Origin of the sequence: Mycobacterium sp. AZCC_0083, assembly GCF_014202335.1 — a bacterium.
Lineage (GTDB): Bacteria > Actinomycetota > Actinomycetes > Mycobacteriales > Mycobacteriaceae > Mycobacterium.
In genome coordinates, this window is sequence record NZ_JACHGP010000016.1 from 163,805 (window position 1) to 178,158 (window position 14,354).

At 64.5% G+C, this 14,354-nt stretch carries 18 protein-coding genes, 3 tRNA genes and 1 pseudogene; 11 read left to right on the forward strand and 11 right to left on the reverse strand.

The window, feature by feature from the left end:
- Positions 1-40: 40 nt before the first annotated feature.
- From HNP02_RS32675 to HNP02_RS32685, 3 genes are all read left to right on the forward strand, one after another.
- On the forward strand, positions 41-553 hold the full coding sequence (locus HNP02_RS32675; protein WP_184444799.1) for a MarR family winged helix-turn-helix transcriptional regulator: 513 nt from the start codon (positions 41-43) through the stop codon (positions 551-553).
- 39 nt (positions 554-592) lie between these two features.
- Positions 593-679: transfer RNA gene (locus HNP02_RS32680), tRNA-Ser, on the forward strand.
- Positions 680-765: 86 nt separating this feature from the next.
- Positions 766-945: a hypothetical protein gene (locus tag HNP02_RS32685; protein ID WP_309241769.1), complete on the forward strand. Its 180-nt coding sequence runs from the start codon at positions 766-768 to the stop codon at positions 943-945.
- Between the two features lie 71 nt (positions 946-1,016).
- Here the strand turns inward: HNP02_RS32685 and HNP02_RS32690 are convergent, their stop codons facing one another.
- On the reverse strand, positions 1,017-1,625 hold the full coding sequence (locus HNP02_RS32690) for a TetR/AcrR family transcriptional regulator (protein WP_184444801.1): 609 nt from the start codon (positions 1,623-1,625) through the stop codon (positions 1,017-1,019).
- Positions 1,626-1,667: 42 nt separating this feature from the next.
- Here HNP02_RS32690 and HNP02_RS32695 point away from each other — a divergent pair, with 42 nt between their 5' ends.
- From HNP02_RS32695 to HNP02_RS32710, 4 genes are read left to right on the forward strand one after another with little or no spacing between them, the layout of a single operon-like run.
- Positions 1,668-2,153: an ester cyclase gene (locus HNP02_RS32695; protein ID WP_184444802.1), complete on the forward strand. Its 486-nt coding sequence runs from the start codon at positions 1,668-1,670 to the stop codon at positions 2,151-2,153.
- Positions 2,150-2,611: a nuclear transport factor 2 family protein gene (locus HNP02_RS32700; protein WP_184444803.1), complete on the forward strand. Its 462-nt coding sequence runs from the start codon at positions 2,150-2,152 to the stop codon at positions 2,609-2,611. Before HNP02_RS32695 ends, HNP02_RS32700 begins: the two co-directional genes overlap by 4 nt.
- On the forward strand, positions 2,608-3,498 hold the full coding sequence (locus tag HNP02_RS32705; RefSeq protein ID WP_184444804.1) for an alpha/beta fold hydrolase: 891 nt from the start codon (positions 2,608-2,610) through the stop codon (positions 3,496-3,498). The genes HNP02_RS32700 and HNP02_RS32705 overlap by 4 nt, the downstream gene beginning before the upstream one ends.
- Positions 3,499-3,534: 36 nt before the next feature.
- Positions 3,535-3,933 carry a hypothetical protein gene (locus tag HNP02_RS32710; protein WP_184444805.1) on the forward strand — a complete coding sequence of 133 codons (399 nt, stop codon included), beginning with the start codon at positions 3,535-3,537 and terminating at the stop codon, positions 3,931-3,933.
- Here the strand turns inward: HNP02_RS32710 and HNP02_RS32715 are convergent.
- From HNP02_RS32715 to hisC, 4 genes are read right to left on the reverse strand one after another with little or no spacing between them, the layout of a single operon-like run.
- Positions 3,920-4,753 (reverse strand): crotonase/enoyl-CoA hydratase family protein, encoded by an 834-nt coding sequence (locus HNP02_RS32715; protein ID WP_184444806.1) that lies wholly within the window; start codon positions 4,751-4,753, stop codon positions 3,920-3,922. The genes HNP02_RS32710 and HNP02_RS32715 overlap by 14 nt on opposite strands.
- 18 nt (positions 4,754-4,771) lie before the next feature.
- On the reverse strand, positions 4,772-5,206 hold the full coding sequence (locus tag HNP02_RS32720) for a hypothetical protein (RefSeq protein WP_184444807.1): 435 nt from the start codon (positions 5,204-5,206) through the stop codon (positions 4,772-4,774).
- Positions 5,207-5,248: 42 nt separating this feature from the next.
- Positions 5,249-5,710, reverse strand: coding sequence for a DUF4334 domain-containing protein (locus HNP02_RS32725; protein WP_184444808.1), 462 nt, complete (start codon positions 5,708-5,710; stop codon positions 5,249-5,251).
- Positions 5,707-6,777, reverse strand: a complete 1,071-nt coding sequence (hisC, locus tag HNP02_RS32730; protein WP_184444809.1) for a histidinol-phosphate transaminase — start codon at positions 6,775-6,777, stop codon at positions 5,707-5,709. Before hisC ends, HNP02_RS32725 begins: the two co-directional genes overlap by 4 nt.
- Before the next feature lie 129 nt (positions 6,778-6,906).
- On the opposite strand from hisC, the gene HNP02_RS32735 reads away from it, so the two are divergent.
- Positions 6,907-6,998: transfer RNA gene (locus HNP02_RS32735), tRNA-Ser, on the forward strand.
- Between the two features lie 36 nt (positions 6,999-7,034).
- Positions 7,035-7,107: transfer RNA gene (locus HNP02_RS32740), tRNA-Arg, on the forward strand.
- A gap of 91 nt (positions 7,108-7,198) precedes the next feature.
- Here the strand turns inward: HNP02_RS32740 and HNP02_RS32745 are convergent.
- The 6 genes and pseudogenes from HNP02_RS32745 to HNP02_RS32770 form a co-directional block, all read right to left on the reverse strand.
- Entirely contained in the window at positions 7,199-8,431 is a 1,233-nt protein-coding gene (locus HNP02_RS32745; RefSeq protein WP_184444810.1) for a site-specific integrase, read from the reverse strand.
- Positions 8,431-8,622: an excisionase family DNA-binding protein gene (locus tag HNP02_RS32750; RefSeq protein WP_184444843.1), complete on the reverse strand. Its 192-nt coding sequence runs from the start codon at positions 8,620-8,622 to the stop codon at positions 8,431-8,433. Before HNP02_RS32750 ends, HNP02_RS32745 begins: the two co-directional genes overlap by 1 nt.
- 152 nt (positions 8,623-8,774) lie before the next feature.
- Positions 8,775-10,248, reverse strand: a pseudogene (locus tag HNP02_RS44165) (replication initiator).
- Positions 10,245-11,672, reverse strand: coding sequence for an FtsK/SpoIIIE domain-containing protein (locus HNP02_RS32760; protein ID WP_184444811.1), 1,428 nt, complete (start codon positions 11,670-11,672; stop codon positions 10,245-10,247). The pseudogene HNP02_RS44165 and the gene HNP02_RS32760 overlap by 4 nt, the downstream one beginning before the upstream one ends.
- A gap of 115 nt (positions 11,673-11,787) precedes the next feature.
- Positions 11,788-12,039, reverse strand: coding sequence for a hypothetical protein (locus HNP02_RS32765; protein ID WP_375373733.1), 252 nt, complete (start codon positions 12,037-12,039; stop codon positions 11,788-11,790).
- Between the two features lie 324 nt (positions 12,040-12,363).
- Positions 12,364-12,801: a hypothetical protein gene (locus HNP02_RS32770; RefSeq protein ID WP_184444813.1), complete on the reverse strand. Its 438-nt coding sequence runs from the start codon at positions 12,799-12,801 to the stop codon at positions 12,364-12,366.
- A 33-nt stretch (positions 12,802-12,834) separates the two neighbouring features.
- On the opposite strand from HNP02_RS32770, the gene HNP02_RS32775 reads away from it, so the two are divergent.
- Both HNP02_RS32775 and HNP02_RS32780 read left to right on the forward strand, forming a co-directional pair.
- Positions 12,835-13,548, forward strand: a complete 714-nt coding sequence (locus HNP02_RS32775) for a hypothetical protein (RefSeq protein WP_184444814.1) — start codon at positions 12,835-12,837, stop codon at positions 13,546-13,548.
- Entirely contained in the window at positions 13,545-14,279 is a 735-nt protein-coding gene (locus tag HNP02_RS32780) for a creatininase family protein (RefSeq protein ID WP_309241771.1), read from the forward strand. The genes HNP02_RS32775 and HNP02_RS32780 overlap by 4 nt, the downstream gene beginning before the upstream one ends.
- The last annotated feature ends 75 nt before the right edge of the window (positions 14,280-14,354 follow it).

The window sequence follows — 14,354 nt, forward strand, 5'->3', positions numbered from 1 at the left end:
TAACGCTACTACCCGGGGAAAAGCGTCCTAACATAACGCCATGGAGGGGATCATCGCGGGACGCACGGCCAGTGCAATGCCGGGTCTTGACATCGCCGAGCAACGATCTTGGCAAAACTTTCTCGACTCTGCGCTGCGGTTGTACGCGACCCTGAACAAGGCGTTGGTGGAGGAGCACCACCTGACGCTCAACGACGTCCGTCTACTGGACGTCCTCGATAGGTCCGCGACCGGATCGGCCAGGATGGGCGACCTGGCCGACGACCTGATGTCGTTGCCGAGCCGGGTAACCCGCCAGATTCACCGGCTGGAGGCGCAGAACCTGGTGCGCCGGTGTTCGAGCCCGGACGACGGCCGCGGTGTGCTCGCCTTCGTCACCGAGGACGGCAGGACGCGGCTGCACGACGCGATGGCGACGTACGGCGACGGCGTGCGTGCGCACTTCCTCGGCAGACTGTCGCGCGCGCAGGTGGCGGCGATGGGGGAGAACTGCCGCCGGATCGGGGTCGCGCTGAAGTCGGAGCCGGCGCCCGCGAGGCTCGGCCGCGTCTAGATTTTTGGGCTCCTCGAGCCAGGCCTTACGCTTGTCGGCGGTGGCGTGGCAGAGCGGCCTAATGCACTCGCCTTGAAAGCGAGAGACGGCTAACACCGTCCGGGGGTTCAAATCCCTCCGCCACCGCCCACGTGGTCAGTCGGCCGTGCCCGCGAGGTCTGAAGTTTTCGGGACGGCGGGTGACAACGATCCGTATGTCGGATTCTGAATTCGTGCATTCTGAAGCCCAGGTGTCCGCCGCGTTCTCCTACGCCGGGCTGACCATCCCGCCGGATCGGATTGCGGCGAATTACGAAACCTACTCAGCGACGCTCGCGCTGATTCGTAGGGCCTCGCCGCCGGGCCTTGGCGAGACCGTCCCTGCCGTCGCCTTCAAGGCTTCCTGGACCTGAGCGGCAGGCACACCGCGATGGAACTGTACGAACTTTCCATGACCGAGGTCTCCGAGAAGAGTGCCGACCAGTCAGCGGACCAGGAGTCCGTTGGCGACGACATCGGTCGCAGTGCGTAGTAATCCACGAATCTCGGATTCGGTTCTGCGCAGGCTGTCGGGCCGCCACCCGAGGCTGATCACGCCATTCCAAGCCGCCCACAGGATAGTGGCTACGTCCTCGGGTATGAGCGGACGGACAACGCCGGCCTCGACTCCACGCCGTAGGGCCTCGACCATTCGGTGGTTCTGCGCGTCGACGGCTCGGGCCAATTGTTCGGACAGTTCGCGCCCTGCGGCGTACTGGCCTGGATCACCCGGATTGGCCAGCATCCGAAAGTAGTCCGGATGCGCAAGGTAGAACTCCAGGTACTCGTCGGAGGCGGCGTACAGCTGCTCGATTCCGCTGCGATCGGCCGTGTATGCGCGGTCCATGTACGCGCGGTCGACTTCCAGTGCGCGTTGCACGACGGCCGCATGCAAACCGGCCTTGGACCCGAAGTGGTTGTAGATCGAACCAACGGCCACGCGGGCCCGCTCCGCGATCTCCTCGACGGTCACGTCGTTCATCGGTCGCTCACTGAAGATCTCTTCCGCGGCTCGCACCAGTGAATCGATGGTGCGTTGCGTACGTGGGTTCACTCCATCCTTTCTTGCAATCGTTGTATGAGCGCGCTAGCTTGATTGAACAAGTTCATGCAATGGTTGCATGAACTGCGCCGTCGAGGAAGGGGAACGATGCCGAGTTGCCAAGCCGATCTGCAGGGGTTCGTAGAGGAATATGGGCTCAGGTGGGACTCCCACGATCTCGACGGCATCATGGCCTTGCACACTTCAGACACCACGTTCCGTTTCCACGTGCTGGACGCGCCGGAGATCGTTGGATCCGAGGCGGTCCGAAGTGCGTTCGCCGGTCTCCTGACAACGTGGTCGGACATGCGATCCACCACCGAGCGGCTGACATTGGGCAATGGCCACTTCGTCACTCAATACACCATCAGGGCGACCCTGGCCGCGCCCTTCCCTCTCGGCGCAAGCGTCGTCCAGCCGACCGGCAAAGCCATCCAGTTCGACGCGATCGATATCTTCACGATGGACGGAAACTTGGTGCTGCGCAAGGAAACCTATCTTGACATCGCAGCGGCGCTGCACCAGCTGGAGGCGATGTGACCACGGACTGGCCGGCCGTTCATCGCGAGGTTGTGGACACGTTCGCCAAGAGCTGGGCAAATCCGGGGCCGGATGCTTGGGGCGAGATTCTCACAGACGACGTCGAACTGAATCAGCCGATGCTACCCCGCGCCCACGGACGGAAGATGTGGGAGAAGGAAGGCGCTCGGCTGCTCGCTCTTCTACCCGATATGCGTGGTGAAGTGCTCAGCTGGGCCGGCCGGGAAGACATGCTGTTCATCGAATTGGAGTTGTCAGGCACGCTGGGCGGAAGGCCCTTGGCCTTCCGGGCGGTGGACAAGATCTGGATCACCCCGTCGGCCCAAATCGCCCGGCGGGACTCATTTTTCGATTCGACTCCCATCGCCCAGGAGATGCTGCGCCGGCCGACCGGGTGGCTGCCCTGGTGGCGTTCGGGGCTCGGACCGTTCCTCGGCAGACGGCGCTTCGTGGGATGAGCTGGCGCGATTCTCGGCTGGGGGAGCCCCACGACGTGCGGCTCCCCTCTGGGACGATTCGCTATCACGAACGCGGCTCTGGGCCAGTAGTCGTTTTCGTGCACGGGTACCTGGTGAACGCGAACATCTGGCGCAAGCTGGTAGCGGTACTGGCGGAGGACTTCCGTTGTGTCACACCGGATTGGCCGCTGGGGTCGCACGACATCCCGATGGATCACGACGCTAACCTGACGCCCACGGGTATTGCCCGGCTGATCGCAGATCTGATCCAGGCGCTCGATCTTCACGACGTGACACTGGTCGGCAATGACTCCGGCGGTGCATACAGTCAGATCGCAGCCGCCGAGTTTCCGCAGTTGGTCGGTCGGCTGGTGCTGGCGTCGTGTGAGACGCCGTACTGCACCTGGCCACCGACTCCTGGCGGGTTCGGCCTGCTGAAGGCCACTGCCGCGAATCCGGCGACCTATCGTGGGCTCTACCAGATACTCCGTTGGCAACGAAGTTGGCGGTGGCACAACACTTATGGCTGGTTGGCGAAGCATCCGATCGGTGTATCAGCGATGGACAGCTACGTTCGGCCAGTCCTGGACCGGCGCGAGATTCGGTTCGACGGACGCAAGGCCATCGGCAGCGTGGGAGCCCGCCACAGCAGAGCCGCCGCGCATCGATTGGCCAGGGAATTCCGCAATCCTGTCCTACTCCTCTGGGCAGCCGAGGATCGCGTGTTCCCCTTGGACCACGCCCGGAGTTACGCCCAGATGCTGGGCGCGGAACTGCGCACCATCGACGACTCGTACACCTACCTGTCCGAGGACCAGCCCGAACGCTTCGCCGCTTGTCTCCGCACTTGGCCGGCTTTGCGACCTCCGTACCGTGGCCTGACCTAGTCTGCGGCCACGGACATTCGGTTCAAGTCCCGCGTCGTGGTGGCCGTGCTGGTGATCTACGGTGTCTACTCGACGGTGGGCGGCCTGGTGATGCTGTTCGCACCGGGCTTCATGTTCGAGAACATCGGCGGCTTCGGAGTCTTCAACGGCCACTACATCTTCGACCTCGCCAGCTTCGAACTGCCGCTCGGTCTGATGTACCTCGCCGCCATCAGATGGCCGGGCTGGCGCGTGCCGACCCTGGCGTTCGCCACGGCGCACTACGCGCTGCACGCCATCAGTCATCTGATCGACATCGGCAATGCCACACCACCTTGGGTGGGCACCTTCGACTTCGTCATGATCGCGGTCGGCCTGCTGGTCCACGCGATCGCCTGGTGGTTCAGCGCCGACGTGGCGCGGGCGATGACTTCCAGCCGGGTTACTCGCCCTTGAACTCCGGTGCGCGCTTGGCGAACGTCGCGGTGATGCCCTCGGTGAGATCTTGGGACGGCAGGAACGCCGAGTTCCACGCCGCGACATAGCGCAGGCTCGCCGACACCTGGGCGGTGCGCTGCTCGTCGAGCACGTCCTTCACGCCCTGCACCACCAGCGGCGGGTTGGCCGCGATCTCCTTGGCGGTGGCGTGCGCTGCGGCCAGCGACGCCTCGGCATCGTCGTAGACGTCGTTGACCAGACCGATCTTCTCGGCGCGGGAGGCGTCGATGTCCTTGCCCGTCAACGCCAATTCCCGCAGGTGCCCGTCTGACAGGATCTGCGGCAGTCGCGCCAGGCTGCCCATGTCGGCGACGATGGCGAGCTTGACCTCGCGCACCGAGAACTTCGCGTCGGCGCTGGCATAGCGGATGTCGACTGCGGCGATCAGGTCGACTCCGCCACCGATGCACCATCCCTGGATCGACGCGATCACCGGTGTGCGGCAGTCCGCCACCGCGGTGATCGCGTGCTGCATCTTGCGCACCGTTGCATGGAACTCGGTACGGGGCCGGGCCAGTGCACCCTCGGCCAACACGGGCGCCAGCGTGCCGCCCATCGCGGGCAGGTCGAGGCCGTAGCTGAAGTTCTTGCCGGACCCGGTCAGGACGATGGCCCTGACGTCGGGTTCGGCGTCGAGCGCGGCGAACGCCAGGGGCAACTCCGCCCAGAACGCGGGCCCCATGGCGTTGCCCTTGCCGGGGCCGAGCAGGGTCACCTGCGCGACGTGGCCGTCGACGTCGACGGCGAGGGATTCCAGGTTCTCGAGGGGTGCACCCATGCCCGGAAGGCTAGCGGGCTACCGGGGCGGCCCACCGAGGAGGAGCTGGCTCACGGTGCTGTCGGGGATGAACTGGCACATGGCGTCGGCGAGCGTCTTGGCGATCTCGATGTTCTGCTGGCCGATAACCGAACCCTGCTGCGAAACGATCTGCTGGACGACGGCCAACTGGGTGTCCGCGTCGAGACCGTTGTACTCCTTGCACTTCATGGTGAGGGAGTTCGACGGTGGTGGCACGTTGGATGAGGTGTGGGGCGTCGACGGAAGGCCCGGAATGCCCGGAAGGCCCGGAAAGCTCGGCAGAGTCGGACGCGACGTCGAGCGCGGCGACGTCGAAAGGCTGGCGCCGGGCTCGGTGGTCATCGCCACGGTGCCGGGCGTCGTGCGCTCGCAGGCGGTGATGGCGGCGGCGAGCAGGATTGACGCCCCGGCGACCAAAACTCGCGTCCTCATCTGGGCAACGATAGGCGTACGCGCGAGCCTGGCCGGTAGCCGCTAGACGCGACGCAGGTAGAAGTAGCCGTAGGTGCCGGTGCGCAACGCGTGCTTGCCGTTCATGATCCCCATCACGGTGTCGTCGTCGACCACCTTGAAGTGGTCGTGCAGGGGCTGGCCGTCGTAGACCATCGTCGCGACCAGCTCGCCGCGGAACTCCTCGACCCACAGCGTGGCCTCGCCCTTGCCGAGTTCGACGTTGGAGAACTTGTTGCCGTCCTCGTCGAGACAGATCAGCGGCTTCACGTCGTCGGGCGAGGTGAACGTCTTGCCGAACCAGCGCGCCTCCTCGAGCGAATTGACCAAGCGGTGGCCGGTGTCGAGCGCTCCACCGCTCCACTCGCCGATCATGAAGTCCACGGTCGCAGGCTTCAGCGTGGACCAGAGGGCGTCGAGTTCGGCCTCCGGGATCTTCCCGTCGCGTGCGGTGAGTTCGGCGAAGGTGTCGTGCGCAGCGGTCATCGATCGGCGTCCTTTGGGTTGGAGATCCAGTCGGTGGCGAATTCGAGGAAGGCGTCGTTCTCGTGCGGTGCGGCGACGGTGACCCGTACCCCGTCCTGGCCGTAGGGCCGAACCAGCAGACGGTTGTCGGCTGCGCTGTTGACGAAGTCCGTCGTGCGCCCGGCGAGCGGCAGCCAGACGAAGTTGGCCTGCGACGGCGGCACGGTGAAGCCCGCCTCCCGCAGCGCGGACGTCACCCTGGCCCGCTCGGCCACGACGACGTCGGTACGGGCGAGCAGCTCGTCGGAAGCGTCCAGCGACGCGATGGCGGCTGCCTGCGAGACGCTCGTCGCGGTGAACGGCACGTACACCTTGCTCAGCGCGCTGATCACCTCCGGATCGCCGACGGCGTAGCCCACCCGCAGACCGGCCAGTCCGTAGGCTTTCGAGAACGTCCGCAGCACAACGACATTGCTGTGCGCGCGGACCAGCCCGAAGCTGTCGGGTACCCACTCGTCGCGAATGTATTCGACGTACGCCTCGTCGAGCACGATCAGGATGTCCGACGGAACGGCGGCCACGAAGCGGGCAAGGGCGTCGGGGTCGACGACCGTGCTGGTCGGGTTGTTCGGGTTGCAGATGAAGACGAGCCGGGTCCGGTCGGTCACCGCGGCCAGCATGGCGTCGAGGTCGAACGCGTGGTCGGTCAGCGGCACCTGCACGGGGGTAGCGCCCGCGGTGCGGACCTGCAGCGGGTAGATCTCGAAACTGCGCCAGCCGAACATGACCTCATCGCCCACCGACGCGGTGATCTGGATCAGCTGCTGGCACAGGCTGACCGAGCCGCAGCCCACCGAGATGTGCTCCGGTGCGAAGTCGACGTGTTTTGCGAGCCGTTCCTTCAACTCGACGTAGCCGTTGTCCGGGTACCGGTTGATGCCGTCGACGGCCCGCGCGATCGCGGCCCGCACGCTGGGCAGCGGCCCGTCGACCGTTTCGTTGCTCGCGATCTTGATGGCGCCCGGCACCGTCTTGCCCGGCGTGTAGGCCGGTAGATCGGCCAACTCGGGGCGCAGGCGGGCGGTCATCCGAATAGTCTAGGGCGCCCGCGGAACGGGTCTTTCAGCCGTGCTTTGCCTTCCCCATGGCTGGCTGTGTACGCTTCTGCCTCGGCGGTTCCGGGCTCGAACATGAATCCGGTACCCTCGGATCGTTCAGGAGGCGTGCCAGAGCGGCCGAATGGGACTCACTGCTAATGAGTTGTCCGTCTTAAAGCGGACCGGAGGTTCAAATCCTCTCGCCTCCGCCACTGCTGACCCGCGTCAGTGTGACAATTGAAGAACATGCGCCCGTAGCTCAACGGATAGAGCATCTGACTACGGATCAGAAGGTTGGGGGTTCGAATCCCTTCGGGCGCACCCAGGTCAGAGGCGCTTTTTATTGTCGGGAAGGCGCCGCAGTCGGGACTTTGACGACAGTTTTGACGACAATAGCCATCTGTGCTGGTCTTCACTTTGCGGGGTTGAGCAGTGAATCCATGCCTGCGACGGCGGAACGCTGAACCTGTTCGATGACGTCCACATACGTGCCTGTCGTCACTGAAATCGAGCTGTGGCGAAGAACGCGCTGTACAGTCGCCGCCTCGACACCCATCGTGAACAGCAACGTCGCGCACGAATGGCGGAGGTCGTGGAGCCGGATGCTTCGCACGCCAGCCCGTCGGCACAACGTCTCGAACGCCCGGTTGATGTTCCTCGGTTCCAGAGGTGTCCCGTTCTTGGTCGTGAACACCAGACCGAGTGTGTTGCCCCGTGCGACCTGTGTGTCGCCCAACTGATCAAGCCGGTGCCGGCGCAAGATCGTCACTAGCTCCTCTGGCAACGGCACGGAGGCGGCGGACGAGTCGGTTTTCACGTCTCGCAAGGCGAGATCTGTCCCGACGCGTGAAAGCGCCTTCGTAACAACCACGCGTCCGTTGACCAGGTCGACATCGGACCACCGAAGCCCGAGTGCTTCCCCCCGCCTCAGGCCGATGGCCAGGGCGACCGCCCACAACGCGAAGAGCCTGTCGTGTCGTGCCGTTTCGAGAAAAGTGCGAGCTTCATCCGCCGACCAGGGTGTCACCTTACGGATCGAGCCGGTCGGCATTTTGACCTGTCGGGCAACACTTCGGGCCAACAGTTCCTCCTCGACGGCGTCTTGCAGTGCTGCACGCACAAGTCGGAGCAGGTAGCGCAGCGTGCCAGTGCCTGCGACCTGCCCGCAGCACTCGGCAGGCATTTTCGCGCAGCACCGAGCCTTGCCTTTTATGGCCCGCTGGGCGTCTTTGCCCTGTGCACAGCACTGACAGGTTGTTCGCAATCCGGTCAGCCATGCACGAATGTGTTGTGCCTGCAACGCCCGCAGCTTTCGCTTCCCCAGTCCTGGTACGACATACAAGCGCACCAGAAGCTCATATGAGGAGAAGGTCGTTTCCCGCACGCTCGGTTGCGCGATCTCCGTCAACCAGTACTGCATGTACTGCTCGACATTGGATGTCGTGGTGTCGACCGGAATCCCTTTGCGTTGCAGGTCCTTTAGCCGTGTGCGTTCAGCGTCAGCATCTTCCCAGGTCGAGGCATAAATGCTGATTCGCTTCCGGCGGCCATCCGGACCGTCGACGAACACTTTGACTTCGTAGCGCCCGTCCTTGCGCTGGGTGATGTTGCCGGAACCGTTCGGGTTGCGCTTTTTGGCAGCCATCACGCTGCCCCATCGATCAAGCCGGAAAGGTAATCATCGAGCGATTGCCGAACGATTCGGCGGCACCGCCCGATCTGCACCGACTTGACCTGTTGGTCCCAGATCAACTGGTAGACCATCCATCTAGTGACCGCGAGCTGATCGGCCGCCGCCTGTACGGTTATCAATTCGCGGCTTCTTTCGGTGTGCATCAAAGTCCCTCTCCTCGCGCCGTGGGTTGTGATATCGAAAGTTGTTCTCTGTCAAGGTTTCCGGCCATAGAGGGCGTTCTTGGCAACCGAGACGTGGGGTAAACCCATGAAGGGCGAGTCCTTGGACAACAAGGGCGGCTGATGCCCCAACTTCATGTCAGCCAGCCTGGGTGAGGAGGTGGATCGTGCGCACGTAGGTGTTCTCGCACGGTGTGGCGGTGTTCAATCATCCGCTGCGCGGCCGACAGGATCAAGACACGTTCGCCCAGACTGCACAGCCCGGCGCGATCGAATTCCCATTCGTTCGAATCAATGGTCGGTGTCACGACAAGGTCGTTGTGGTGTTGGCGGGTCCAGGTCGCGCGGTACGCGCGCAGGGCGCCCATGGTGGTGGAAAACAGCCGGGACTTGGTCGTGATGTGCCCCCGATAGCCCAGGGTGTGCAGCCACCGTTCCATGCCCTGGTAGGCACGGTAGGTGCTCAGGCCGGTGATGGTGGTCAGGATCGCCCGCACGTGAGTGCTGACGTCTAATTCGGCGACGGCTAACGGGGACATACGTCGGATGCCGACACCAAAGTCGGCCACCGATTTCGTCACGTATTTCGCGAGATAGGCCGCCACCGACCGGCGCGACCGCACGGGAGTGACCTCACCGGGCGCGGAGGCGCTCGCGGATTGCAGTGGCTGTGTGTCGGTTTGGGCGCCGAACCGCAGCAGTCTCCCGCCGCCTTCGCCCGGGCTATCGGGGTCGATCACGCGGACCGCGACGCCCGCAGCGGCCTGCTGGACCAGGGCGGCCAGTTCGACCGACGTTATCGACGTGCCAGGCGTGGTGGGCGGTTCGCCTGGCACGGGTGGCGCGTCCAAGCGGATGACGGCGTGGAAGTGGGGGATGGCGCGGCGTTGGAGTTCGGTGACCTTGACGTAGTTCAGGCGCACGCTCTTGGCGGGCTCACCGATTGCGCGCAGGTGGCTGTCGAGGAGGCGGCGCAGGGTGATGGTGAAGCGCCGCCACAGCTCGGGGGCGTGCCAGGCCAAATAGGACGTGCCCGGTGTAGTCGTAGCATTCTTCGCATAGTGGGTGACCCACGTGCGTGTCGTTGTCATCGTGAATGATATTGCACCACAGTGGATTACCGTGCTGACACCGAGTGAATCCGCGACGACCGGGGTCGTGACACCGGCGTCCGTGGGTGCCGTGTCTGTCGCCGCCGCTGGTGTGGACGGCTCCGAAGCTGGGTGCGGTGAAGGTGGCGAACACTTGGGGGTGCTCGGCGAGGGTGGTGGGCATATCGTGGTGTCCGCCGTGCAGGCCAGCGTGGATCAGCTGCCAGGTGTCGCGGGCATATAGATCTGAGCATGAGGGACAGGCGACCGCGCGGCGGTTGTTGCAGCGCGTCCATACCTGATGCTGGCGGCCGAAGGCGTCGGTGCTATTGAGATGGATGGGGTTGGCGCAGAACCCGACGTTCTCTGCTTTCTGCCACCAGGATTCGAATCCCGGTGAGGCGGCCCGGCGCACCATTTGAACCACCACCTCGGTGGCGTCGACACTTGTGGGCAGGCTACCCAGGTGGGGGAGCGTGAACGCCTCCGTCGGCGTGTCCGTGGGAGTGAGGGTCATCGCCGCGAGGCACCTTCATCAGATGGGTCGACCGATCGCCAGTGCGGCGCGAAGTGCTCGCTGAGGTAGTCGATGTCGGGATCAGTGACGTGGAAGGCACGTACCCGAACCGGTTCGGCGGTCCCGTCCACGCAGACGTAGCCGACGCCGGGGGTGGTGGTGGGGATGTCATCACAAACCGCGCCGGCCTCGCGGGCGGCGGCGCCCAGGACCATGGTGGTTTGGGTGGATTCGGTCATCCGCAACCCGACGCGGATCGAGAACAATTGCCGGATGGGCAGGACGTCTTTGGATGGATCTTGCACCGCTGCGATCACGGAGACACCGACGGCGCGGCCTTGAGACAGCAGCAATCCCAGGAGTTGCTCTACTTCAGCGCGGGTCTTGCGGTCACCGATGTAGGCGGTCAGGGACGCGATTTCATCGATCATCAACACGATCAACGGTTCGGCAACGGTGGGGACGTGCAAGCGGGTGTATCCGCGCAGCCGCTGGGCACGCTTTTGCATGACGATCGTGACCGCTCGTAGGAGGGCGACGGTGTTGTCGGCGTTGTCGTGGGCGAACCCGGTGAACAGTTTCTGTCCGCGCCCGAACTCCATGCCGCCCTTAGGGTCGACCACCAGTAGACGCACCGAGCCGGCCCGCACCCCGGGTGCCAGAGCGGCGATGATCGACCACAGCACCGAGCCCTTCCCGGAGCCGGTCGCGCCACCGATCAAAATGTGTTGCCCCAACACCGAGAGCCGCCACCACCTGCCGGCGTCGGTTACTCCTACCCTGACGCTGGACGGGTCGACCGTGGTCTCGGTCAGGGGACGGGGCAGTCGGGCCGGGGTAGCCAGCGGATCACCGTGGTGGGCGGTAAGACGGATCGTCCCAGGCTTGACGGAGCGGACTGTCACCCGCAGGGCGCGCAACGCCTCGGCCAGGGCGGCAGATTTGTTCTGCCAATCGGTGACCGACTGACCTCTCAGAATTGCTACCTCAATGACATCAGTGGTGATGCCAATGGTCACGGACCGCAGCGCTGGCACAAGGGTTTGGTCATCCAGCTTCGCCGACAGGCCGTGCAGGATGCAGATCGCGGCCCACGGGTTCCGGTAGATCGACCAGGTGCGCCACCGGGTCCGGATCCGCTGGGTCACCCATAGCTGGAATGACCGGGGCGAGAGTTGCGACCAAGCCGCCAGAGCCAGACCGGACAGCACAGCGAATGCCAGACCGAACACCGGTCCGACGCAGACCCCAATGCACACACTGGCGAAAGTCGGGATGCCGATCATGGGGAACGACAGCGACCACCACGCCACTAGCGCCACTGCTTTGGCGAGCGCCACCAAAATCACGCTGATGGTCTCGTCGATGTCGGATTCACGGCCGCGGGAATTGTTGGAGCGGTGCGGTTTTGACGTTGCAGCCATCACAAGCCTTCCGGATTTGACGCACGTTTCAAGAGGAGCTCGACCGGTTGAGCGGGTGACCGCACCACCACGGTTGGGGGCGTTGCGGTGCTGCGGTCACCCGCCGGCCACCCGTTTAAGCGGCGGGCTTACCCTCGCCGCCGGGAGTATTGGTGGGCGCGCCGGATCTAGGCGGCGTGATGACGCCGGCCAGTGGGGCACCCGCCGCGCGGATCGTGTCAGCCCTAAACGCGGTGCCGCTGCGACCGTCCTGACTCCATGGCAGCGCGACAAGGCCATCGACATGTAGGGGTTGGCCGACAGTGACGCCCGGGTCGCCCGCGACCGTCACGGCGATGACGTCTCCGCCAGAGGCGTCCAACGCCATTACCTGGACTTGCCACAGCGGTAAACCTGTGTCCCGGTCGAGCTTCGGTTGCCCTGAATCGAACGGGATCCGTGGTTCGGGTGCGCGGGTGCAGATGAACGAAACCTCATTTGTTGCAATCCGCAATTTCATTGTCGTGCCCTCCTGTGTTGCTTGTACGTAGTGGTTGCCGGCCGATTGAGGCCGCATACCAACACCACCACCGCGCAATGGGCCTCCGGAAGTGAGAGGCAGTGAGGGCACGTGAGTCCAAAAACGCGCAAATGGGCGTCGCTAGCAGTCCCCCTGGCAAGGGAGAATCAGTGGGTGGCGGACGCCGGCCTCTCACGTCCTACAGCCGCCCAGCGGCTGCGGGAAGCCCGGCATGAGTGGTGTTGGAGCCAGAACGACCTGGCTGCCGAAGTCGAGAAAGTACGAATCGTCCACAACCATCGGTCCTCGGACCGAGAGTCGTTGCGCCGTCAGATAATCGAGATCGAGAAGAGCGGCAACGCTGGGCCGATGTGGCGAGCGCTGCTTGCCGAGGCTCTCCAGGTCGATGAAGATCACCTGTTTGGACTGCGCGTCGATGTCGCGTTGCCACGCCCGCTGCTGTTGGAAATGCCGGTAGACGCTGACCTCGTAGATGTTCTCTTGCTGCAGCGGGCCGCGCATATTCAGGCGGAACACATCTTTGGCCCCACCCACGCTCGCGAGCTTGTGGATCGCGACCTCGTGACCATCGAACAACTCATCCACGTAACCCCGGCTGCGCTCCGTCACGAGGTTCGCTGTGCGGCTGGCAGAATTGCCGAAGTGGGAGGCTGGATCGCCCAAGACAGCGGCGACTATGCCACCGCGGCGCGGCTCACGATGCGGGCTGACGACCATCTCCGTGCAGCTGAGCCGGCTCTGCGCGCGATGATCTTGATGCGCCGCGCCAACATTGTCGTTCGCGAGGACCCTGAGCTCGCGGTCGACCTGGCCGCGGCTTCGGCAGAACTGATCCAGGGACGAACAGTGGGACGCCTTGCCGCCAGCATCGCCCGCCAGCAGGCCTCAGCGGCACTGGCCAATCACAACGCCCCGGCGTTTCGCGAACACGCCGCCCGAGCCCTCGACCTGGCCGATATCGATCCCATTCCCGACGATCACGCGGTCTACGCCAGCGGTGCCTATGTCGCGGCCGAAATCGCTGCCGGGTACCTCGCCACCGGCCATGCGGCCAAGGCCGCCGAGTTGTTGTTGCGGCATGCTGGATGCTGGCCTGCTGCGCAACGCCGAGATTCCGCTGTGGCCGCCACCCGGCTGCTCCGAGCTCTCATCGCGCTTGGCGACTACCCCGCGGCCGCGCAACACCTTCCTGGCGTCGTGAGTGCTTATCAGGCGGCACCTTCGGACCGAGCTCGCCAAGAGTTGCGGACATGCCGCAAGATCGTGCGTGACCGCACCCGAACCACCAAGAGCCTGCCCCTGCACACCCTGCGCGCTCGCATCAACGCTGTCCTCCAGGAAGGCGCCACACCGTGACCGACAACGTGCCGATCTTGCCCGCCACGACCACGACCGACATCGGGACGGTGGATGCCGCTGTCGCGGTTCTGCCGGTCGGTTCATTCGAACAACACGGGCCCTACTTGCCGCTGGTAACCGACACCCTGATCGCCACCGCCATCGCCGCCGCTATAGCCGGTCACCACAAAAACGTCTTTCAACTGCCCGCCGTCACCTATAGCTGCTCCCACGAACACGCCTCGTTTCCCGGCACCGTCAGTATCAGCGCCACGACCCTGTCCGCCGTCATCGCCGACATCGCCGAATCGTGTGCGCACCAGGGCATCACGGCGCTCATCATCGTCAACGCACACGGTGGCAACGCGGTCCTGACTAACGTTGCTCAACAAGCCAACTCTCACGGCCCGCTTCCTGTTGGGCTCTACCCCAGCCGCGAAGACTGGGCCGAAACCCGCGTCGCCGCGGGCATGGGCAGCAGCAGCCACGACGACATGCACGCCGGTGAACTCGAAACGTCCGTTTTGTTGGCCGCGTACCCCGATTACGTGCGCGATGGCTGGAACACTGCCGACCACAGCGCACCAGATCGTCGCTACCTGACCACGCTCGGCATCAACGCCTACAGCCATGCCGGCGTCATTGGCCAACCATCCCAGGCAACAGAAGAAAAAGGACTGGGTGCCCTTAGCCACCTCGGCGCCGCAGCCGGAACTTTGATCGGTTTGCTCGCAGCGTCACACGACTAAAACCTGCGCCGTGATGGCTCCCGTCCGCTGCGCTCCCGTCCGCCACCACGGACCAACCAGCCCTGCCGCGACGAG